Genomic DNA, 23,234 nt, shown 5'->3' with positions numbered 1-23,234 from the left:
TTAATCCTTGTTTTCGATCAGGTTGATGATTTCCTTGAGCTCTTTTACCGAAATCTTTTCCTCCTTGGCGAAGGCCGACACTACGTTTTTGTATGAATTGCCAAAGTAGTCCACAATGCTGGTGTTGATATATTTTTTTCGGTACTCTTCCTTTGTAATTACGGGATAGTATCGATGTGTATTTCCAAAGGCTTCGTGTCTCACGAAGTTTTTATCCTCCAAATTTCGCACGATAGTCGATAAGGTATTGTAATGGGGCTTTTGACCCTCTAACTCGGCCCGTATTTCTTTGACAAAGGCTTTTTCAAGTCGCCAAAGAATTTTCATGATTTCTTCTTCCTTATTGGTTAATTTTTGCATCGTACTGTTTTTGGTTTCCAAACATATTACTATTTTTATAGTTAAACAACTAATTTTGTAGTTATTTAACTATATGTTTAGTAAAACTTAGTTTTTTGTTCATCTGATCCACCCTATTTATTTCAAAATCTTCCGCTATATTTGTTAAAATACGTGGAATGCAGAATCTTCTTTTTATAATTTCTGGGCTAGTGCTTCTTATAGCCGGGGGAAATTGGTTATTGAAATCCGCTGTTGCCTTATCATTGAAATTAAATATTCCTAAAATCGTAATCGGCATGACCGTTGTCTCCTTCGCGACTTCGGCTCCCGAGCTCATTGTTAGTATTAATTCGGCCATTGAGGGATATCCAGATCTGGCCTTGGGCAATGTCGTAGGATCTAATATCGCCAATTTGGGTCTTGTCCTTGGGATCACCGTACTTCTAGGTAGTATTGACGTCAATAGAAGTTTTTATAAGACCGATTGGCCCGTGATGATGCTCGCTTCGGTCTTGTTCTGTGGGTTTATCTATTTTGATGGTGAGCTACAACAGTATGAGGGAATCATTATGGTGGTGCTTCTTTTTCTTTTTCTTGTGTATTTACTTCGATTTCAAAAGACCGCTGTGGTAGATGAATTGCCCGAAGATGATGTGGAGTTACCGCTATACAAGACCGTATTGTTCTTAGGGCTGGGCGGAGTAGCTTTGTGGGGCGGCTCTGAACTGCTGATCAATGGTGCGGTCGGAATGGCAATGAAGTATGGTATAAGCGAGCGGGTCATTGCAATTACAGTAGTGTCTATTGGCACCAGTATTCCTGAATTGGCAGCCTCCATTATAGCAGTGATCAAAAAGGAAAAAGCGATTTCATTGGGCAATCTTATGGGGTCGAATATCTTTAACTTGTTGGCTGTGTTGGGGATTACTTCTATAATCACTCCGGTGAAGGTGGTTGATGAAGGTTTATTGAGTAATGATATCTTCTGGATGCTAGGAATATCGTTTCTGGTCTTACCCTTGGTTTTTATTCCAAAAGGACTACGTCTTGGGTGGCGGGATGGTATGATTCTTGTGGGTGTTTATGTCGTATTTATTTTTTTTACGATACGCTAAACAACAACAGAAAACCCATGGGATAAAAACTACACAACGCTTATTTTTTTCATTCCTTTTTTTGTCACACCTCTTCGTTGTTGCGCAACGTGATGAGTTCATACGTGGTCAATTGTTAGATGCTAAAACTCTGGAACCTATAGTGTTTGCCAGTATTCGAATCAAAGACCGTGCGCTAGGGGTCATTTCAAATTTGGATGGAAGTTTCAGAATTCCGATGAAGTATCAAGAGTATGGTGATATCATAGAAATATCATCTATGGGATATCGTACCAAGGAGTTATTGATCCATGACTTTTCAAGATTTGTCACTAATACGGTTAGACTTCAACCGGCTGTTTTCGAGTTGTCAGAGGCAACTGTTAGTGCCAAGCGGAAAAGAAAACGAATGAAGCCAAGAGAGATTGTACAGAAAGCCATTGATGCCCTTTTGGAAAACTATCCAACCGAACCCTACGTTCAAGTTGGATATTATCGGGATTATCAACTGGACAATGATGAATATGTAAACTTGAACGAGGCGATAATGGCCGTTCATGATCAGGGCTTTGATGCTATCGATTCGGCGACGACAAGGGCAGCTATATATGATTACAAGGCGAATCTGGATTTTCGTCGTGATACACTGGCTAGAAAGCCATACAACTATAGCTTTAAGGGAGATACGAAAATTATCGAGAAGGGATACCTAAGTGCTTATGGAGGAAATGAATTCACTATTCTAAGCGTTCATAACGCTATTCGTAATCACAGGATCAATTCCTATTCCTTTGTACATCGTTTCGATACCGATCTGTTAAAGGAACATTCGTTTTCACGAGACGATGATTCTTCAATAGGGGAGGAATCGCTGTATACCATAAAGTTCATACGCAAATTGCCGGTTCATACTGCCTATGGTAGGCTCTATATTTCTAAATCCGATTATTCCATTTTTAAGATGGACTACGCCGTCTATGACGAAACCAAGAACAATAAGTCAGGGGTGCCCGATAAGAATGGAACCTACAAGCAACCTGTTTTTGAAGTAACGACGTCGTACAGAAGGTATAAGGATAAGATGTATCTTAACTATATTTCTTTCAATAACGTATTCAAAATTTGGGAGCCTCCAAAACTGACGCTCGATCGAGTGGACATCCGTTTTGATAACGCCATCCACCCAAGATTGAGCCTCACTCTCAAGAAGAGATGGATCGTTTTGACGTTTAGTGAGTTTTTGAATGCCGATACCGCCAAAAACACGAATCAGTTCAATGTTCATTTCAAAGGAAAAAAAATTGCACTCGAGGGACTCCTCGTAGCTGACAATCAGGTGGTCTTATATCCGAAAGTAAATACCAATAGACAAATTGAGATACTTGATGAGCTTGAATTTATTGCAAAGAATGAAGGTATAAATGAAGAAATACTCAAAGTAAAGACCAAAGGTCTAAAAGATCTTAACGGTAATGCGATAGGGAGGTGGACAACCAAGGACTATCATCAGTTTCGCGAGTTTTTTGTGCAAGAGGTCAAAGCGGACGATCGGGTACCAGAACAACGCTTATTCATGAACAATCGAAAACCGATTTTTGATGAGCAGCCCATTGTGAAGCCGGATAATTTTGGAGATTATTGGATGAATACACCCTTAAAGACCATAAACAATTAGAACAATGTCCTTTCAAATCCGTCTCCTTTTACTGTTATTTCTATTAGGAGAAGCACTCTCTTTTGGGCAGGGAGATGATTTTGTTCGAGGTATGCTGCTCGATAGTAAAAGTGGGGCTCCGGTGGTTTTCGCCACTATACGCTTGAAGGAAAAGGCAGTAGGTGTGATATCGAATCAAGATGGAAGTTTTCGGCTGCCCAGAAGATTTATGAATTTGGGCGAGACACTTACAATTTCATGCCTAGGCTACGAAAATAGACATATCATGCTCTCTGAACTACCTTTGGATACTGCAGTGACCATCAAATTGGACTCCCGACCGATTGAGCTCGAAGAAGCAATCTTAACTGGTAAGCGTCGAAGGTTGACCCCGCGTCAAATCATTAAAAAGGCTATAGATAGAATCGATCAAAACTATCTTGTTTCGCCGTTCTCATATGTTGGTTACTACAGAGATTACCAATTGAAGGATAATGAATATGTTAATCTGAATGAGGCGCTCTTACAGATTAACGATATGGGCTTTCAGCAAAACGATTTGGATCATACAAAAATCCGGTTGTACGATTACCGGGCCAATTCGGATTTTCAAAGGGATTCTCTAGCTAACAGTCCGTATGATTATGTAACAAAAGGTAAAATAATAAAAAACGCTTACCTCCCTGGTTTTGGAGGCAATGAACTGAATATTTTACGTATTCACGACGCCATTCGAAACTATAATATTAAAACCTATTCGTACATTAACCGGTTGAACAGGGACCTAATCCGCAACCATAGTTTATCGCGAAAGGGGGATAGGATAATCGACAATGAGCGTATATATGTCATTGGTCTTGAAAAAAGTAGGCCCGAGCTGGACCCGGATATATCGCCTGGGGAAGAAGTACATGCCGATTTTAGGTCTCAAGGTACAATCTATATTTCCCAATCATCGTACGCTATTCACAAACTTGTCTATAAGATGTTCGATACGAATATCCAAGAAAGGTCCAAACAAGACATTGCCAAAGGCAAAGACAAGTTGATCTTTGAAGTTACCGTAGAATATATGAAAAAAGAGGGAAAAATGTATCCGAACTATATCTCCTTCCACAATGTTTTCAAACTACAAAAATCACTTTTTAAGATTCTCGATATACGGATGAATAAGGATGAAAAATGTTTCGTAGTCAAGTTCAATAAGGCTCCGATCCTAATGATTGACGAGAATCGAAAGAACTTTATGGTCAAGTATAGGAAAAAGAGGATTAGATTAATAGAAACTAGAGCGGTCTTCGATGAATTTCATTTGTATCCTGAACCGGAAAAGTTTGATTGCGTTTTTAAAGAGAGCACGGCCGAATCTAGGGGAGCGGGGTATTTTTCGCCGGAAAATTTCGAATTCAACTTTATTGGCGTTCAAGACGCTCAAGGCAATGCATTGAACGATTTTGAATATGAAGAGTTCGATCAATACAGGGAATTTTTTACCCAGCAAATACAATTATCTTTAGTAGAGGATATACCAGAGAAAGTTTTGATGCAAAAAAACCGTCCTATTTTTGATAATCAACCCCTTACAAGACCCGATAATTTTGATGAGTATTGGATGAATACGCCCTTAAAAAAAAACCAGTGATATGAATACTAAAGCCTTCTTTCCCATAATTTTTCTTGTACTTATCTCCATTTCGTCGGTCGCTTTTGGGCAACAGCAAGACTATATGGTCGGGAAACTGTTTGATTCGGAAACCAATGAGCCGGTAGTATTTGCCAACATCCGTATAAAAGATCGGGCGGTGGGTATTATCACCAATGTAGATGGTAGCTTTAGAATTCCTTTAAAGTATAAGGAGTACGGTGATATTATCGAAATCTCATCCATGGGCTACGAAACCAAAGAGTTACCCATCAATGACTTTAGCCAAGATGAATTAAATATAGTAACGATAAGTCCTGCAGCGATCAGTTTACAAGAAGCCGTGGTCAAGGCGAAAGGAAAACGCCGTCTGAGTGCCAAGCAAATTGTACAAAGGGCCATTGACGCCATTCCCCGAAACTTCCCCACGACCTCATTTTCCACTATAGGCTACTACCGCGACTATCAGAAAGGTAAAGGGCAGTATATTAATTTGAATGAGGCGATTCTCGAAGTATTCGATCAAGGATTTGATCAACTTGATGATGCCACTTCCGATACCCGTTTGTTTTATTTTCAGATGAACGGTGATTTTGAACAAGATTCCATAGCCCGCGCATCCTATAATTATGAGTCATTTTCTAAAACAGCGGAAAAAGCCATCTTGGATGTCTCCGGTGGAAACGAATTCCGAATTTTAAGAATTCATGATGCCATAAGAAACTACAATGTGTTTTCATACGATTTCATCGGTACGCTCAAAACAGATCTGATTGACAATCATTCCTTCACTAGGAAGAATGACACTCGAATCAACGATGAAGACTTGTACCGTATTGGCCTTAGGGCGAGTTATCCGAACTTTCGGGCCAACGGCACACTGTATGTTTCTAAATTGGATTTCGCCATTTATAAGTTGGAATATACGATGTATGACGAAAACCAACGGAATGCCACTGGCGAAAAGAACGAGCACGGGCATAGGCAAAAGGCGATTTTTGATATCACCACTGACTACCAAAAAATAAACGATAAAATGTACTTGAACTATATTTCACTGAATAATAACTTTATCTTGAACATTCCTCCGGTTTTTAAGACGATAGATATGACCGTTGATCTTTATAGAAAGTGTTTCGTAGTCGAATTCAATGACATACCTGAAGAAGAGTCGGCAAAAAAAGTGTTGAACTATGCGGTCGTATTCAGAGACCAGCCGGTAAAGCTAAAAATGATTACAACGAATGAAAAGAGGGTTTACTTGTTTCCCGATTCAAATGATGAAGCCACAATCCCGATGTTTAATGAATTGAGTCAGCTCGATACGACCAAGGTAGGTGTAAGGGATTTTCTTGATTTTAGGGTAGGTAATGTCAAAGACGAGCACGGCAATTTGGTCAACCGGACAATACGGCGAGAGTACCAACAGTTCAGGGAATTTTTTTCACAACGGATCAAGCCCGATTCGAGAGCTCCGTTCGATACTAATTTTATGGATAAGCGAAAACCCGTTTTTGAAAGTCAGCATGTGACCAAACCTAAAGACTATGGTGACTATTGGATGAATACCCCCTTGTTGGAAAATCTTAACTAAATGAAAATGCACAGGTTCAAAACGTATCTTTTATTGGGCGTGCTATTGGTCTCGGCAGCTACCATGGCCCAGCAACAGGAATTTATTTTCGGTCAATTGGTGGATGCGACCCAAAATGACCCCATTCCGTTTGCCACGATACGTATAAAGGGCAAGGCCCTCGGTGTGATTTCGAATATGAACGGAACCTTCAAAATACCATTGCGATATAAAGAACAGGGCGAGGTTCTTGAAATATCCTGCCTGGGCTACGAGACCAGAGAGTTGTACATTGACGAATTGGATACTTTCAAGAGCTCAGGCATCAAATTAACACCCAGTGCTTTTGAGCTTGCGGAAGCAATAGTTTCCGCGCGGGAAAAGAAGGTCAATGTCAAAGAAATTGTTCGAACCGCCGTGAACAACATACCTATGAACTACCCGGAAAACGAATTTAACCTCGTAGGTTATTATCGTGATTATCAAGTTAAGAATAATGCCTATGTTAATCTGAACGAGGCGATTATCAAGGTGAGGGATGAGGGGTTCGACAGCGAAAATAGCTTTTACAACCAATATCAACTATTGTCCTACACGAGCAACAAAGATTTCGAAATCGACCGTTTTGCCGCACAACCCTATGATTACAAAGGGCACAACAAGATTGTGCCGAACGCAAAAATGAAAAATGATGGGGGTAATGAATTTATTTTATTGGGCATGCACGACCCCATTCGAAACTATAAGGAACCCTCATTTTCCTTTATCAATGACTTAAGGAATGATTTCGTCAATACCCATTCCTTTAAGATGCTCGGGAAATCGAAGCATAAGAACGAATCGGTGTATCAGATTGAGATCGCTTATAGCAACGACCATTATAGAGCCCAAGGTTTGATTTTCATCAATACCACGGATTTTTCAATACATAAATTAGACTATGAGTTGCATAAGCTGGATAATGAAACCGATGAAGAAAAGGAAAATACAGACTTACGTGTCATAGTGAATGCGTCAGAGCGCTTTTCCGATGGTTTTAGAAAAATGGACAGTGAACTCCTGTATCGCATTCAAACTGAATATACGCGGGGACCGGAACGGAAGATGTATTTGAACTACATTTCTTTTTATAACAAGATATTGGTTCAAAGACCTCCCAGGTTCGAATCGAAGTTCGTTATCTACCTTGATGATTTTTCGTTTCGAATTCGATTGAATAAAATGCCCGCGAAATTGAATAGGGTCAAAAAGAAGGACTTTAAGGTTCGTTACAAGAAAGAATTGATTCCCATTGAAGAGTTCTATTTTCTTGAAGACGAACTCACTTTTGTTGTTTGTCCAGATTTGGATGATCTACAGACAGGGAAACTATTTGAAAACTTCAACTACGAAGTAGCTGATGTGACCCATGCATACGAACTTGTAGATGACGAAGGCAATAAGCTCAATGAAAGAAAATGGGAGTATCTTCATCAATATCGCGAATTTTTCACCCAAGATACCGAACCTAACGCAGTTTGGATCAATAAGAGAGATCAGATGATTCGCTTACTGCCATTGGACAGTCCCGAGCAACCGATTTCCAACGAAGCTGTTGACGAATATTGGAAGAATACCCCACTTCAAGGAAAAATGAATTAAGTATATGGCCCTATGAAAATAAAGTGTCTGTGTATTGTTTTTTTGATGACATCCATGTTTTCCTTTGGGCAGGCAAAAGACTATATGTTCGGTCAGCTGGTTGACTCCGTGCAAAACGAACCCATACCTTTTGCTACCATTAAAATCAAGAATAGGTCCTTGGGCGTTATCTCGAATATTGACGGTACTTTTAAGATACCCTTGCGCTACAAGGCATTGGGTGAAGTAGTAGAAATTTCGTGCCTTGGTTACCTTAGTAAAGAAATTCCAATGGCGGATCTATTCGAAGGCCGAAGTAATATCATCATTCTTGAACCTGGTAATCTAGAGCTTAACGAAGCGATTGTATCGGCGAATATCAAAAAGCTCAGTGCCCAACAGATTGTCAAGATAGCGGTAAACAGCATTCCACAAAACTTTCCTAAAGATGCGTTCAGCTTGGTGGGCTATTATCGCGATTATCAGGTCAAAAATAAAGCGTATACCAACCTTAACGAGGCCATTGTCAAGGTATTGGACGTTGGTTTTGAACGCAACAACAACTTCAATAATCAATATCAACTGATTTCCTATACCAAGAATAGTGATTTTCAGGTAGATACCTTTGCCGAACAACCGTATGACTACAAGCGCTATAACAAGGTGATCCCCGGTGCGAAAATGAATAACGATGGCGGCAATGAACTGCTTACCTTAAGTATTCATGATGCCATTCGTAATTATGGCGTAGAATCTTTTTCATTTGTTGATGATCTGTCCTCCGATTTTATCGAAAAGCATCGTTTTCGACTCCGTGGAAAATCGAATTACGAGAAAGAATCCATTTATGTAATTGATATGGTCTTCAAAAATGACAACTATCGGGCCAGAGGAAAGATTTTCGTAAACACCGATGATTTTGCCATCCATAAACTGGATTATGCGGTCTATAAACGTAAGAAACCGGGTGTTTTTAGTAGCGCAGAAAACCCCAATGAGCGTTTTACCGATGGTTTTAAGAAGACCAATGGCGAAATGCTTTATCATATTCAAACAGAATATACGAGGGGTGGCAATGGAAAAATGTTTTTGAATTACATTTCGTTTTATAACAAGATCTTAGTGCAAAGACCTGCGGAATTTAAATCCCGATTTGCAATTAACCTTGAGGATAATTCATTCCGCATTCGGCTGAATAAGATACCGGCCAATCTCGACAGAATCAAGAGCGGAAATTTCAAGATCAGCTATAAGAATGTCAGTGTACCCATAAAAGATGTCTGGTTTCGGGAAGATGAACGGGTTTTTGTAGTATGTCCACATACATCTTATGAAGCTACCCGAGAACTTTTGAAGGATCTATTTCTGGAACGGAAGAATCTAGAGGTTTCCGAAGTCAAGTACGCCTATAGTGCCATTAAAGACGATGCAGGAAATGAATTGGATAAAAGAAAATGGGAATATATGCATCAATACCGCGAATTCTTTACTCAAGAGACCCGTTTTATGCAAGATGAAATCGGCGACACAAGTGATTTGATGAACAAGGATCAACCTTTGGATAGTCCACTGCAACCTATAACCGATAAAGACATGAAAAGCGAGTATTGGAAGAATACGCCGCTGCCAGGGTTGCAAAATTAAAAACCTCCTTAAAACATTGCTGTTCCAAGGAGGTTTTCGTACAACAATTAGTAGCTGTTAGACTCCCGCTGACTTGACGGTCTTTACAATTCTACCAGCAATTTTATAAGGATCACCGTTTGAGGCAGGTCTGCGATCTTCCAACCAACCTTTCCAACCACTTTCAACAGTTGCGATAGGAATACGAATAGAAGCGCCACGGTCAGAAATACCAAAGCTGAATTCGTCGATGGATTGTGTTTCATGCTCACCGGTCAAACGTTGGTCGTTGAACTCACCGTAAACGGCAATATGCTCTTTCACAACTGGACGGAAGGCCTCGCATATTTTTTCGTAAGTCGCTTGATCACCACATGTTCTCAAAGTAGTATTTGAGAAGTTGGCGTGCATACCTGAACCGTTCCAGTCCATGTCTTTACCTAATGGTTTTGGATGATACTCGATATAGTACCCATATTTTTCAGTCAATCGATCTAATAAATATCGAGCGACCCAAATTTCATCACCAGCTTTTTTTGCGCCTTTGGCGAACAATTGAAATTCCCATTGCCCAGAAGCAACTTCTTGATTGATTCCTTCAAAATTGATTCCCGCCTCGATACATAAATCGGCATGTTCTTCGACCAAATCGCGACCGTGGGTGTTTTTTCCACCGACTGAACAGTAATACATTCCTTGGGGCGCAGGATAACCACCTACCGGGAAACCTAAGGGTAACTGGGTTTTGGTATCCATAATGAAATACTCCTGTTCAAATCCGAACCAAAAATCATTATCATCATCATCAATGGTCGAACGCCCGTTTGATACATGCGGGGTACCATCTGCATTTAAAACTTCGGTCATCACCAAGAACCCGTCTTTTCGAGCAGGATCTGGAAAAATAGCCACAGGTTTCAACAAGCAATCGGAAGAACCACCTTCGGCCTGTCTCGTTGAACTGCCATCAAATGACCACATCGGACAATCTTCTAGTTTTCCGCCAAAGTCATTTACTACTTTGGTCTTACTTCTCATGTTTTGTGTTGGGAAATAACCATCCAACCAGATGTACTCTAATTTTGTTTTACTCATAATATCGGTCGTTAATTTCTCGAATTTTAAAAGACAGACAAAAATATGTTTTTTGATCAATTATCATAATTTAGAAGGGGGTATTTTTATTAAAAGTTATTATTTTTTAGTATACCCCTATTTTTTGAGGGGATATTTATGAAATATCTATTTTTTGATAGTAATTTTGACAAATCAATAATCCTGATTTAGCGTTTGTATTATGTCTGAAAGAAGATTTGCCGCCATTGCCGAAAGTCAAAAAAGAAATCGATTGGAAATTAAAGAAAAAGGAAGGCGTTCCGAGCTTTTCGCTATGAACGTTTTCAATACAAAACGCATGCTCCAATACCTGACGAAAGATGCCCTACAAAGTGTTGAGAGTGCTATTTTTTCGGGATCTAAAATCGATACCAAAATAGCGGATCAGGTTGCCGAAGCGATGAAAGCATGGGCCATTACGATGGGGGCCACGCATTACACGCATTGGTTTCAGCCATTAACGGGCTCCACTGCCGAAAAGCATGACGCTTTTTTCGATTTATTGCCCGATGGCCGGGCTCTCGAAAAATTTGGGGGTAGGCAATTGGTGCAACAAGAGCCCGACGCCTCAAGTTTTCCAAGTGGGGGAATCCGAAATACTTTTGAAGCAAGAGGCTATACCGCCTGGGACCCTACTTCTCCCGCCTTTATTTACGGAACCACCTTATGTATTCCCACGATTTTTGTCTCATATACAGGTGAGGCCTTAGATAATAAGGCGCCGCTATTGAGGGCACTACATGCTGTTGACGAGGCTGCCACGGCCGTGGCGAAGTATTTTGATAAAAACGTATCGAAGGTAAATGCCACCCTGGGGTGGGAGCAAGAGTATTTTCTCATCGATAAGGCATTGGCCGAATCGAGGCCCGATATCTTGTTGACGGGCCGCACTCTTGTGGGGCATTCGGCAGCCAAGGGACAACAACTTGATGATCATTATTTTGGTGTGATACCCACTCGAGTACTGGGTTTTATGAGCGATTTGGAACAAGAGTGCACCAAACTCGGTATTCCGGTAAAGACACGTCACAATGAGGTGGCCCCAAATCAGTTTGAATTGGCCCCGGTTTTTGAAGAGGCAAACCTTGCGGTAGATCATAATCTGCTCTTGATGGATGTCATGGATAAAATTGCTGATAAACATGGATTCAAAGTACTTTTTCATGAAAAACCTTTTGCTGGGATCAACGGATCGGGCAAACACAATAATTGGTCTTTGGCTACGGATACGGGAATTAACTTATTGAGTCCTGGTTCGACCCCAATGAAAAATCTACAGTTTCTGACCTTTTTTGTGAATACGATCAAGGCGGTCGATACCTATGAAGAATTGCTTAGATCATCCATTGCGTCGGCAGGTAATGACTACCGACTGGGTGCTAACGAGGCTCCGCCTGCGATTCTTTCGATTTTTATCGGAGCCCAATTGAGTCGAGTGCTTGACGAACTCGAAGGGGTTTCTATGGGTAAACTGTCCCCGGAGGAGAAAACCGAATTGAAGTTGAACGTTGTCGGTAAAATTCCGGAGATTTTGTTGGATAATACCGATCGCAATCGAACATCTCCTTTTGCCTTTACAGGTAATAAATTTGAAATGAGAGGTGTGGGTTCACAAACCAACTGTGCCAAACCCATGACGATTCTGAACACTATCGTTGCCAAACAGTTACAAGAATTCAAAAAGGAGGTAGATGCTTTAATCGACACCAAGAATTTGAAGAAAGACGAGGCGGTCTTTAATGTCCTTCGCGAATATATAAAAACATCCAAGCGCATTCGTTTTGACGGTGATGGTTACAGTTTGGAATGGGAAAAGGAGGCGAAGAAAAGAAAGCTAAGCAACAACAGAACTACTCCTGAAGCACTTCAAGTGTTGACCGAGGCAAAGAGCTTAGCATTGTTCAAATCAATGCATGTGATGAGCGAGGTAGAGGTCAAGGCTCGTCAAGAGATCGAACTTGATGCCTATATAATGCATTTACAAATCGAGGGTCGGGTTCTAAATGAATTGGTATACAATTTTGTGATTCCAGCGGTAATCAACTATCAGAATAAGATCATACAAAATGTGATGGGGCATAAAGAACTCTATGGAGCAGGTCATATAAAGATGACAGGCGGACAATTAGATATCATACAAAAGATTTCCGAACATATGAAAACCCTAAAGGAAAAGACCGATACGATGATCGATGCGCGTAAAAGCGCAAATAAATTAGACGATAGCCTTAAAAAAGCGACCGTATATTCCGAGCGGGTCAAATCACATTTTGATGAAATTCGATATCATTGCGATAAATTGGAACAGTTGATTGATGATAAGGACTGGCCTTTGATCAAATACAGAGAGCTTTTGTTCATCAAATAGGGATACTTCTTCAACCCATTGGGTTTTTCAGTCCTTTAACAAGAATAGGTCAATCAGCAAAGAAATTTGCATTTCATCGGATCTTTTGATTAACGGTCTGGTAATCACGTATTTTTCCCGCGTATCTATCGATTTGTAAAAGACGAAGATTTCAGAAACCGAACATGTAAACCCTTACGGTTCGGAGCTTCGGGATTTTCAAGTTCATTTGCGAATTTGCTAAGATAATTTCCAAAATTCATCCCCCGTAATGATTTTAAGAAGATAACCCCACATTATCTTACTTAAGGATTTATAATACTAATGTTTATACTTTTTTATAAAGTGGTCTAAAAATTTGACCTGCTTTAATGACAAGTATAAGGTGGTACCTAGTAGTGTATTTTAACCTTTAAACATTATATATTATGATCAAACAAGTGATTTTAGGCACCATGCTCCTTTCAATGGGCAGCTATGTGCACGCACAAAGTTCAAGTACTGTGAATCAGAACGGGAACAATAATTCAGGTGCGGTTGCACAAGAAGGTGCGGATCAAAGATCGGTAATTCGGGTCTTTGGTAACACGAACAAGACTAATGTAACCCAAAAGGGGAGCGATCAGAATGCAGTAATCCAGGTTGCCGGCAATGGTTCTTCAGACGGTAATAAGGTCAATGTATCCCAAGAGTCGGGCGAGAATAATAATGCCACGGTCTACGTAGCAGGAGACGGAAATACCGTTAGAATGACACAAGATGGTGAAAACAATAATAATCTTCATGCCGGTGCTGAGTTTTCGGCTGCACCTCGTGGCGTTGATATTTACGGCAATAACAATACTGCAAAAACGGAACAAACCGGTGACAATAATGAGGGTTTCATCAAAATTGGTGACAATGGAGGAACCGGTGAGGCCAATGGCAACTACGCTGAAATTCGCCAACATGCGCCGGGCGGTAACGATAATTTTGCCACGATTACGGTAACAGGCAATAATAACTACGCGGAAGTAGATCAAGATGGCGATAACGATTTTACACAGATCAACCAGTCTGGAGACGGAAACAGAGCTGTTACCGAGCAATGGAACGGAACCGGAACGGGCGAAATATTTATTGACCAGATGGGGAACAATAACAGCGCGAACAGTTTTCAAGATGGAATCAACTCGTTGAGCGATATCGATCAGTCAGGTAACGGCAATTCGGCAAAAACTAGCCAAACCGGATTCAATGCCGATAGTGATATCGATCAGAGCGGTAATGGAAATATGGCCAATGTCGTGCAGGGTGGTGTGAATTCGGAAAGTGATATCATGCAGGGGGGCAACAATAACAATGCTGTGGTAGATCAAGCCGGTTTGAACAACTATAGTGAAATCACCCAGGCCCTTGGCGGTAATGGTAATAAGGCCAAAGTAACGCAAACTGCCGGTATTTCAGATGAAAGTTTCATCAATCAAACCGGAAGTAACAATACGGCGAATGTCACCCAAGAGGGTACAGCATTTTTCTTTATCGCCGGTAATTTGAGTGATATCGATCAGTCCGGTGATGGTAACAAAGCCGTTGTAGATCAAACGAATTTGAATGGAAGTTCAATCAATCAAGGTGGAAACAATAATACCGCCAAGGTCACCCAAGTAGGTGGAAACCTTAGTTCGATAGACCAATCGGCAAACGGCAATAAGGCCACTGTTGATCAAACAGGAACGAACCTAAGCGCTATAACACAGAGTGGAAACGGAAATACGGCTAAAGCGACACAAAGTGGAGGTGGTATAATATCCCTTAATGTGAGTGATATCGACCAATCAGGAAATAATAATAACGCTGTATTAAGCCAAAATGGGTTATTGAACGTTAGTACAATTTCCCAAGGCGGTAACAGTGGTATCGCCAGAGTTACCCAAGACGGCACCGGAAACCTGAGTGATATCAGCCAATCTGGTGGAGCTGGCAATAAGGCTATCGTTACTCAAACAGGGGCTTTGAATACCAGTGGAGTAATGCAGGTAGGGTCGAATAATATGATCAAAGTGACACAATCGAACTAAATACGTTACCAGTTTAAGTTTTGATGGGATGGTAATTGATTTGCCATCCCATTATTCGATTTTTATAGTGAATGGGTCTATAAAACCTTGATAAATAACCGATAAGCGAAAAACTAATACATTGAACTGTTTTTTTTTTAGACCCAATGATTGTTTACGAAATTTAGGTTCTAAATAAGAGGTAGTAGATCTACAACTAAAATTATGGCAAAAAAAAGTGTTTTATGGATCTTGTTCCTATTGTTGGCCTTAGATCAATGCTACGGTCAAGACAAAAGTAGCGGGGAACATACCTCGACTCTCGTAGAACAGTTAGGTACCGAGAACCTTCAAACCGTTTCCCAAACACAAATATTACTCCCGGAAGTGGAATCTAACTCGGTATACATTCAACAAATAGGCTCAAATAACTCTTCCTTGGTGAACATTAGGGCGACCAATAGTCAATTTGATTTGATACAAAACGGAAATGCGAACAGCGTAAGGATAAAAGCGATAGGCGAAACACTAAAGCATACGTTGACGCAAAATGGTAATAATAATCTTTTACTAGAGTATGGAAATACGCCCAACCTTGATTTGGAACGAAATATCATCCAAAACGGAAGCAATCAGGGCGTATTCATATATGGTAGTAATGCACTTACCGATAAAATATTTTTGAATTTACAGGGCAGTTCAAAGACGATTACGATTCGCAATTTCAACTAATCCCAAAGCCCAATGAACTATTCCTTCGTCATCTTATTGTGTCTTATAGTCCTGCCGTTTTCGGTGAACTCGCAGATTTATAACAAAGAGGTCTCAGCAGCTATTGATTTTCAGGTAGAAGATAATAGTATCATTAAGATAACGGGATCCGGACACAACAAAACACAGATTGACAAAAGCCTGCGCTTTTCGTTGTCGGTCATCAAGGCCGGAAGTAACAAAAGTACCAATAAACAAGAGGGCCGTTTTGTTTTAGGACCCGGTGAAAAGCAAAATCTATCGCATACGAGTATAAATGTCAATGAAAGTGATAGAACCATTATACTTTTACTCATCTATGAAGAAAGTAAGATCATTGGAAAAGACCGAAAGGTGTTGAACGGTATTGAAGGAGAAGCCGATGAGGTGCGAAATTTAATAAAACCATTGGAGAGTATTGATGTAAAGAATACAAATGAAGATGGATTTATTTTAAGGGGAATGGTAATCGAGGATACCAAGACCAAAGCCGGCAATGACTTTTATGATATGTTCTATTCCTCGTATCTAAGCAATAATATCAATGGTGAAAAAATCGTAAAAATTGAAGAACGATTGGCCATAGGTAATACGACCCAAATCAATATTTTGATCGGCGATGAAACAGTAGTGCAATTCTTTGTAAATCCAAGAACACAATACTTAAGGCAAATGGCCGATCAATCGATATATAGGGTAAATGCCCACTTCCAGAGGCTAAAGGATACCAAAGATCAAATTACAAGATATTAATACCTGGCTATGAAAAGATATTTAATCGTTTTTGCAATTCTGTGTTCAAGCTATGGCTTTGGGCAGCAGTTGGTATATACCCCTGTCAATCCGGCTTTTGGTGGGAATACATTTAACTATCAGTGGCTGTTGAGTTCCGCCCAGGCGCAAAACTCTTTTACGGATCCGAATAGTTCAGATGAAGACCAAACTGAACTTGAACGCTTTCAAGAGAACCTGAACAACCAACTATTGAGCAGTCTTTCACGAAATGTCTTTAGTTCTCAACTTGGTGATGAACTCAAGGAAGGTTCGTTCAATGTGGGCGATTTGGCCCTAGAAATATTTGAGACAGGTGAAGGCCTGGTCATCAATATTTTGGATACAGCTACAGGAGAACAGACGCAGATAATCGTTCCAAACTAATCATACCTACATTTATGATGTCCCAACACATTTTTAGGATTGTTTTGCCTTCGCTTGCCCTTGTTTTAACGGGTTGTGGTGCTTACCTGAGTCAGCCCTATGCGCCTCAAGATGCCAGAATCGGTGAGTTGACCTCAAAGACCGAGGTGCTGAGAAATTTTCCCGAACCCTATCAAGAGATTGTGGTCGGGGTGTATAATTTCAAGGATCAAACCGGGCAATACAAGGCACAAGAAGGGGGCAGTACCTTTAGTACGGCCGTTTCACAAGGTGCCACCACAATGTTGATCCAGTCGTTGAAAGATTCGAGATGGTTTACACCAATTGAACGTGAGAATCTGGGGAATTTACTCAATGAACGTAACATCATTCGTTCTACTAGGGAAGAATTTTCAAGAAATGCCAGCGTACGCCAACCCGCTTTGCCCCCATTGTTATATGCCGGAATACTTCTGGAAGGAGGCGTAGTATCTTATGATACCAATATCATTACCGGTGGGGCCGGAGCTCGTTATTTTGGAGCCGGAGCCTCAACCAAATACCGTCAAGATCGAATTTCAATGTACCTAAGGGCCGTCTCGACCAGTAACGGTAAAATTCTTAAAACGGTATACGTGTCCAAGACCATTTTGTCACAATCAGTAGATGCTAGTCTGTTTCGCTATGTGAGCTTTCAACGTTTATTGGAGGCCGAAACGGGCTTCACAAAGAACGAGCCTGTGCAATTGGCCATGAAGGATGCCATTGAGAAAGCAGTCGAAGCACTGATTATAGAGGGCATCGAAGAAGGGCTTTGGACGACTAAGGAAGGCGGATTGACCAATAAAAAATTGATGGACGCCTATAAGGCCGAAAAAGAGTTTGAAGAATCACAATTGTTATATGACCGATTACAGACAACGGAGCAGTCGAAAAATGCATTGACCTTGAGTGGTACTTCCTCGGTATTAAATGGCGATTTGGGAAATAAAACACTTTCGCCCGGCTTTAATTTTGGTTATTTACGGGCCTTAGGTCCTAAAATGAACCTTGCGCTGAGTATGGATTATCTTAATTTAAAAGGAGGAAATTCCTTTTCCCGTGAGAACGTTTCCGCCCAGCTTAATCTTGAACTGAAGATCTTGCCCTATGATCAATTGTCTCCATACGTCTATGGAGGTGGGGGAGTGATTTTTGATATCGCGGAATCTGATTCAGAAGATAGTGCTACGATGACCACCCCAAAACTTCAGTTGGGTGGAGGACTGAACTATCGTGCTTCCAATAAAGTCGACATTCGACTTTTCATAGAAAGCAATTTTACTTTCACCGATGAACTCGATGGTATAGTAAGTGGTAAACGAGATGATTACTACTATAATTTCGGCATCGGTTTGAAATACAAGTTTAAAAAATCGCAAGCCAAAACTAGCAAGTAACCAAGAATGAAGGGCTTTGGGCCTATAAATGCAATGTGCAACCGCAAAATCCGACTATTTCGATAGCGTTGCGAAAAAATGATACAATGAGAAAATGTACGCAACAAACCTTTTTCTATCTGATGATACTATTCTTGATCAGTGCCTGCTCTGAAGAGCCGATCGATGAAAGCACATTCGGTACATTGACGGGAAAAGTAGTGGCTAAGGGTGACAATACCCCATTGCCCAATGTAAAGATTTCTTCTACGCCTGTATCGACGACTGTCTTTACCGATGCCGAAGGTAATTTTGAGATTGGGGAGGTTCAGAGTGGAGAATATTCCATACAGGCCGAACTTTCCGATTTCAAGACGGCCTTTGAAGCGGCGAACATCTTGGAGGGTAAAACGGTAAATATCGTGTTTGAACTTGACTCTTTAGAAGTGAACAATCTCGTACCCTTGACTCCAATGTTGTTATTTCCTGAAGATGGGGCGACGAATATAGGTACACAGGCTGAGTTTGCTTGGTCCTCTTCACAAAACGATGATGACGAAATCAACTATACCTTGGAATTGCGAAATGGGGCAACCAACGAAATAGAGACTTTTGGCGATTTGAAGGATACGACCCTACTTGTCGATAATCTGGCTATTGGCAAGAACTATTTTTGGCAGGTGACGGCTTCAGATGGTGTTAATACTTCAGTGAAAAGCCCATTGGCAGGTTTCTCGACCGATGGGGGAACCTCAAATCGGTTCTTGTATGTTAGGGACATTGCGGGCAATAATATCATTTTTTCAGGAGGAGAGCCTGTAGGAAACGATGATGAGGAATTGAACCAAAACGAGTTGCAATTGACTCCTTCGAACACCAACAGTTATCGACCTAAAAAGGACAATACGGTCAATAAGATTGCCTTTCTACGATCGGTAGGGGCCGAGACACATATCTTCACTATCAACACCGATGGAACCGGATTGACTCAGGTAACCGAGGCTGTACCTGTCGCTGGATTTAGGCAAGAAGAGGTTGAATTTACGTGGTATGATAATGGGGCCAAACTCTACTATCCGAGTTTTAACAAGCTATACTCGATAAATGCTGATGGTTCAGGTTTAGAAGTGGTGTATTCCACTGCTATGGGTGTCTTGATTTCAGAAGTAGCGGTTAATCCCGCCAATAATCTAGTGGCCCTAAAAACAAATAACCTTGATGGGTATAATGCCCGGATAGTTGTGGTAGACGTCGATTCCGATTCGGAGGTCGAAGTGGTATCCAACGGCCAAAATGGAGGTATGGGCGGATTGGATTATTCGGCCGATGGAAACAGGCTTTTGTTCACCCGAGACGTTTCAGGAGTTGAAAATGCAGAATATCGTCAATTGGATTCCCGTGTTTTTGAGTATAATCTAACCGACAATAGTACGAGCGAAATCGATACCATAAAAGAGAGTGGAACAAATGACCTAGATCCAAAATATGCCCCTGACGACGGCGCTATTATCTTCGTGAATACATCGAATGATGGCATTTCGGAAAAAAGAATATATCGTACGGTCGATAATAATAGTAACAACATTCGAAAAGAACCGCTCTTTACCGATGCCTTTATGCCCGATTGGGAATAACAGATAATTACATTGAAATCTGGTGAATCCCGCTCCGAAAAGGAGTGGGATTTATTCGTTAAAGCAACAACTTCGTTAGACTTATTCTTCTATTTTTGCACAAACTTTATAGAATGAGTTCATCCCATAGTGAGAGATATAGCCAGAGAGGGGTTTCCGCCTCAAAGGAAGACGTTCATAATGCCATCAAGAATATCGATAAGGGATTGTTTCCCAAGGCCTTCTGTAAAATAGTACCGGATTATTTGACCAATGACGAAGCGTACTGTTTGGTCATGCATGCAGATGGTGCCGGCACTAAATCTTCGTTGGCCTATATGTATTGGAAAGAAACCGGTGATCTATCAGTTTGGAAAGGTATTGCGCAAGATGCCCTCATTATGAATATCGATGATTTGATATGTGTAGGGGCAACTGATAATATCATGCTCTCCTCGACCATAGGAAGAAATAAGAATCTGATTCCCGGAGAAGTCCTTTCGGCTATTATCAATGGCACCGAAGAACTCATTGCTGATTTAAGATCCCACGGCATCACGATCCATTCAACCGGCGGAGAGACCGCCGATGTCGGTGATTTGGTACGTACGATTATCGTTGACTCGACCGTTACTGCGCGAATGAAACGAAACCAGGTCATAGATAACGCCAATATCAAGGCGGGGAATGTTATTGTGGGACTGGCCTCTTTCGGTCAGGCTACCTATGAAAAGGAATACAATGGAGGTATGGGTAGTAATGGACTCACTTCGGCACGGCATGACGTTTTTTCGAAATATTTGGCCGAAAAATACCCCGAAAGCTTTGATGGGGCCGTACCGAATGAACTAGTGTACTCAGGTGACGTGAAGTTGACCGACCCCATTGAAAACTCCCCAGTCGATGCAGGTAAGTTGGTGCTTTCACCAACGCGTACGTACGCTCCAGTCGTCAAAAAAGTTTTGGAAAAATACGATGCGAAATCCATACATGGCATGGTGCATTGCAGCGGGGGTGCCCAAACTAAAATACTTCATTTTATCGACCGGTTGCATGTGATCAAAGACAACCTGTTTCCGATACCACCACTGTTCCGATTGATTCAAGAACAATCGGGAACGGATTGGAAAGAAATGTACCAAGTGTTCAACTGCGGTCATCGTCTAGAGTTTTATGTGGACGGTTCCATTGCGAATGACATTATTGCCATAGCCGGACAATTCGGTATTGAGGGTAGAATTATAGGTCGTGTGGAAGAGAATTCTTCCAAAAAATTAACGATTCAGAGCCCGTTCGGAACATACCGTTATTAAGGCATACGATTACCTCTAAAACTGCGTTTTGTATAGTAAATAAAAGCTATGGAAAGAAAGCAGTTTTTAAAGAGCTTGGGTGCCGGTGCAGCTTTTGCATTGACATTCCCTTGTATTCATGGATGTTCGAGCGATAATCAGGAAACCCCGGGTACTATTGTGGAAGAGCCATCAGGTGTCGATTTTACTATAGATTTAATGTCTTCGGAAGCTACAAAACTGGCTAATAATGGAGGTTTTATTCTTAAGAATCTAGTTGTTGTGGTGAAGAACCTCGAAGGCGAATTTGTAGCTGCCAGCCAAGTTTGCAGTCATGAAGCATACGATCAAGTGCGATTTGTAGAAAATGATGGTGGTATTTTTTATTGTGATGTACATGGTTCACGCTTCGCCCAGAACGGATCACCTTTGAATCAAGTAGACGGTAATCCCGCGAGACAACTAAAAGTCTACAACACCGAATTGAACGAGGAGGAAAATGTACTTCGCGTTTTCGAATCTTAGTTTTCAAAATAAATAAATTGAAAAAGCTTTTTTTCCTTGTCATAATGCTTAGCATGGCCGGTAGCTATGCACAAGATTGGCAACCCTCATATACCGAGGCAATAACCTTGGCAGTGGAGCGTGAACGGCCACTTATTCTTGTTTTTTCCGGTTCTGATTGGTGCGCGCCCTGTATAAAACTGGATAAATGGATTTGGCAATCGGATGAATTTCGGTCGTATGCCAAGGAGAACTATGTCTTGTATCGGGCCGATTTTCCACGCAAAAAAGACAACGGACTATCAAAAGAGTTGGTGGCTCAAAACAGGTCATTGGCCGACCGATTCAATCCTAAAGGCTATTTTCCACTAGTGGTCCTCCTAAACGGAAGCGAGGAGGTATTGGGGGCAACCGGATTTAAGAAAGTGACGCCTTCGGAGTATATAACACACTTAAACACCTTCATAAAGTGAGGTTTCTCTTTTCGATCTTTTTCGTTTTTCTTGTTTTTTCCGGCTTTTCGCAGGATTCCAAGCATGTGACCGTCAAAAGAACGATGAAACTCATGGGCAGTCGTTTTGATATTACCGTTCTGGCTATTGATGAAGAGCTGGGGTATATCAACATTGAAGAAGCAGCGGCCGAGATTACCCGTATCGAAAAAATAATTTCAGCATGGGATGAAAACTCCGAAACGGCATTGATCAACAGAAATGCGGGAATAAGACCCGTCAAGGTTAGCCTAGAGCTGTTCAAGTTGATTGAACGTTCAAAGCAGATTTCCGAACTGACCGATGGTGCCTTCGATATCTCTTACTCCTCCATGGATAAGATCTGGAAATTCGACGGCAGTATGGAAAAAATGCCCAGTGCGACCGAGATAAAGAATTCGGTTGCTAAGGTGGGCTACAGAAAAATCATCTTAGATCATGATAATCAGACCGTATTTCTCGAGCAAAAAGGCATGAAAATCTCCTTTGGGGCTATAGGAAAAGGGTATGCGGCAGATAAGGCGAAAGAACTTTTAGTGTCGAAGCAAGTGGTCGGGGGAATCATCAATGCCGCAGGAGACCTATCTACCTGGGGTACCGATCTCAGCGGAAAAAAGTGGATTATAGGCATTGTGAACCCTTTAAGCAAAGACAAAATAGTGTCATGGTTACCGGTAGTGGAATCTTCGGTAGCAACTTCGGGTAATTATGAGAAATACGTCACTTTCGATGGAAAACGATATTCACACATCATCGATCCAAGAACAGGGTATCCCTCTTCAGGAATTACCCAAGTCACCATCTTCGCCAAAAGTGCCGAGTTGTGTGATGCCTTGGCAACAGCCGTTTTTATAATGGGTAAAGATGCAGGACTTTCGTTGATCAATCAATTGGGAGGTACTGAAGTCATCTTGTTTGACACCGATAACAAAGTACATAAAAGTAGTGGAATATTGTTTGACCGAAAACCGTAATTTTA

The 23,234-nt window shown here is 41.1% G+C and carries 19 protein-coding genes; 17 read left to right on the top strand and 2 right to left on the bottom strand.

The genetic code is table 11. The features are described 5' to 3' along the window. On the bottom strand, nucleotides 1–360 hold the full coding sequence (locus tag ACKWCA_RS16090; RefSeq protein WP_413979231.1) for a BlaI/MecI/CopY family transcriptional regulator: 360 nt from the start codon (nucleotides 358–360) through the stop codon (nucleotides 1–3). A 158-nt stretch (nucleotides 361–518) separates the two neighbouring features. On the opposite strand from ACKWCA_RS16090, the gene ACKWCA_RS16085 reads away from it, so the two are divergent. From ACKWCA_RS16085 to ACKWCA_RS16060, 6 genes are all read left to right on the top strand, one after another. Then, complete coding sequence (locus ACKWCA_RS16085) at nucleotides 519–1,457, top strand: calcium/sodium antiporter (RefSeq protein ID WP_413979230.1); 939 nt, start codon at nucleotides 519–521, stop codon at nucleotides 1,455–1,457. A gap of 61 nt (nucleotides 1,458–1,518) precedes the next feature. Next, nucleotides 1,519–3,111 carry a carboxypeptidase-like regulatory domain-containing protein gene (locus ACKWCA_RS16080; RefSeq protein ID WP_413979229.1) on the top strand — a complete coding sequence of 531 codons (1,593 nt, stop codon included), beginning with the start codon at nucleotides 1,519–1,521 and terminating at the stop codon, nucleotides 3,109–3,111. A gap of 4 nt (nucleotides 3,112–3,115) precedes the next feature. Next, nucleotides 3,116–4,732: a carboxypeptidase-like regulatory domain-containing protein gene (locus tag ACKWCA_RS16075; RefSeq protein ID WP_413979228.1), complete on the top strand. Its 1,617-nt coding sequence runs from the start codon at nucleotides 3,116–3,118 to the stop codon at nucleotides 4,730–4,732. A gap of 1 nt (nucleotide 4,733) precedes the next feature. Then, on the top strand, nucleotides 4,734–6,326 hold the full coding sequence (locus tag ACKWCA_RS16070; RefSeq protein ID WP_413979227.1) for a carboxypeptidase-like regulatory domain-containing protein: 1,593 nt from the start codon (nucleotides 4,734–4,736) through the stop codon (nucleotides 6,324–6,326). 6 nt (nucleotides 6,327–6,332) lie between these two features. After that, nucleotides 6,333–7,946 carry a carboxypeptidase-like regulatory domain-containing protein gene (locus tag ACKWCA_RS16065; protein WP_413979226.1) on the top strand — a complete coding sequence of 538 codons (1,614 nt, stop codon included), beginning with the start codon at nucleotides 6,333–6,335 and terminating at the stop codon, nucleotides 7,944–7,946. A 12-nt stretch (nucleotides 7,947–7,958) separates the two neighbouring features. Next, entirely contained in the window at nucleotides 7,959–9,569 is a 1,611-nt protein-coding gene (locus ACKWCA_RS16060; RefSeq protein WP_413979225.1) for a carboxypeptidase-like regulatory domain-containing protein, read from the top strand. Nucleotides 9,570–9,626: 57 nt separating this feature from the next. Here the strand turns inward: ACKWCA_RS16060 and ACKWCA_RS16055 are convergent, their stop codons facing one another. Continuing rightward, nucleotides 9,627–10,643, bottom strand: coding sequence for a glutamine synthetase beta-grasp domain-containing protein (locus ACKWCA_RS16055; protein WP_413979224.1), 1,017 nt, complete (start codon nucleotides 10,641–10,643; stop codon nucleotides 9,627–9,629). Between the two features lie 202 nt (nucleotides 10,644–10,845). Between ACKWCA_RS16055 and ACKWCA_RS16050 the strand changes: the two genes are divergently transcribed. From ACKWCA_RS16050 to ACKWCA_RS16000, 11 genes are all read left to right on the top strand, one after another. Then, nucleotides 10,846–13,032, top strand: a complete 2,187-nt coding sequence (locus ACKWCA_RS16050) for a glutamine synthetase III family protein (RefSeq protein WP_413979223.1) — start codon at nucleotides 10,846–10,848, stop codon at nucleotides 13,030–13,032. Nucleotides 13,033–13,439: 407 nt separating this feature from the next. Beyond that, nucleotides 13,440–15,071, top strand: a complete 1,632-nt coding sequence (locus ACKWCA_RS16045; protein ID WP_413979222.1) for a beta strand repeat-containing protein — start codon at nucleotides 13,440–13,442, stop codon at nucleotides 15,069–15,071. Nucleotides 15,072–15,275: 204 nt separating this feature from the next. Beyond that, entirely contained in the window at nucleotides 15,276–15,782 is a 507-nt protein-coding gene (locus ACKWCA_RS16040; protein WP_413979221.1) for a hypothetical protein, read from the top strand. A gap of 12 nt (nucleotides 15,783–15,794) precedes the next feature. Beyond that, nucleotides 15,795–16,553 carry a CsgE family curli-type amyloid fiber assembly protein gene (locus ACKWCA_RS16035; RefSeq protein WP_413979220.1) on the top strand — a complete coding sequence of 253 codons (759 nt, stop codon included), beginning with the start codon at nucleotides 15,795–15,797 and terminating at the stop codon, nucleotides 16,551–16,553. Nucleotides 16,554–16,562: 9 nt separating this feature from the next. Continuing rightward, nucleotides 16,563–16,958, top strand: coding sequence for a curli production assembly/transport component CsgF (locus ACKWCA_RS16030; RefSeq protein ID WP_413979219.1), 396 nt, complete (start codon nucleotides 16,563–16,565; stop codon nucleotides 16,956–16,958). A gap of 14 nt (nucleotides 16,959–16,972) precedes the next feature. Continuing rightward, the gene (locus ACKWCA_RS16025; protein WP_413979218.1) at nucleotides 16,973–18,376 is read left to right on the top strand and encodes a CsgG/HfaB family protein; all 1,404 of its coding nucleotides are present in this window, start codon (nucleotides 16,973–16,975) and stop codon (nucleotides 18,374–18,376) included. Nucleotides 18,377–18,462: 86 nt separating this feature from the next. Beyond that, complete coding sequence (locus ACKWCA_RS16020; RefSeq protein ID WP_413979217.1) at nucleotides 18,463–19,989, top strand: carboxypeptidase-like regulatory domain-containing protein; 1,527 nt, start codon at nucleotides 18,463–18,465, stop codon at nucleotides 19,987–19,989. 113 nt (nucleotides 19,990–20,102) lie between these two features. Further along, the gene (locus tag ACKWCA_RS16015) at nucleotides 20,103–21,281 is read left to right on the top strand and encodes an AIR synthase related protein (RefSeq protein ID WP_413979216.1); all 1,179 of its coding nucleotides are present in this window, start codon (nucleotides 20,103–20,105) and stop codon (nucleotides 21,279–21,281) included. 48 nt (nucleotides 21,282–21,329) lie between these two features. Continuing rightward, a complete protein-coding gene (locus ACKWCA_RS16010; protein ID WP_413979215.1) occupies nucleotides 21,330–21,785 on the top strand; it encodes a QcrA and Rieske domain-containing protein in 456 nt (151 codons plus the stop codon). 17 nt (nucleotides 21,786–21,802) lie between these two features. After that, a complete protein-coding gene (locus ACKWCA_RS16005) occupies nucleotides 21,803–22,237 on the top strand; it encodes a thioredoxin family protein (protein ID WP_413979214.1) in 435 nt (144 codons plus the stop codon). Further along, a complete protein-coding gene (locus ACKWCA_RS16000; protein WP_413979213.1) occupies nucleotides 22,234–23,229 on the top strand; it encodes an FAD:protein FMN transferase in 996 nt (331 codons plus the stop codon). The genes ACKWCA_RS16005 and ACKWCA_RS16000 overlap by 4 nt, the downstream gene beginning before the upstream one ends. Nucleotides 23,230–23,234: the final 5 nt, after the last annotated feature.

The organism is Maribacter corallii (genome assembly GCF_047345415.1).
Taxonomy (GTDB): domain Bacteria; phylum Bacteroidota; class Bacteroidia; order Flavobacteriales; family Flavobacteriaceae; genus Maribacter_C.
The sequence above is the reverse complement of the archived record's forward strand: the minus strand, read 5'-3'. Positions and strand labels throughout refer to the sequence as shown.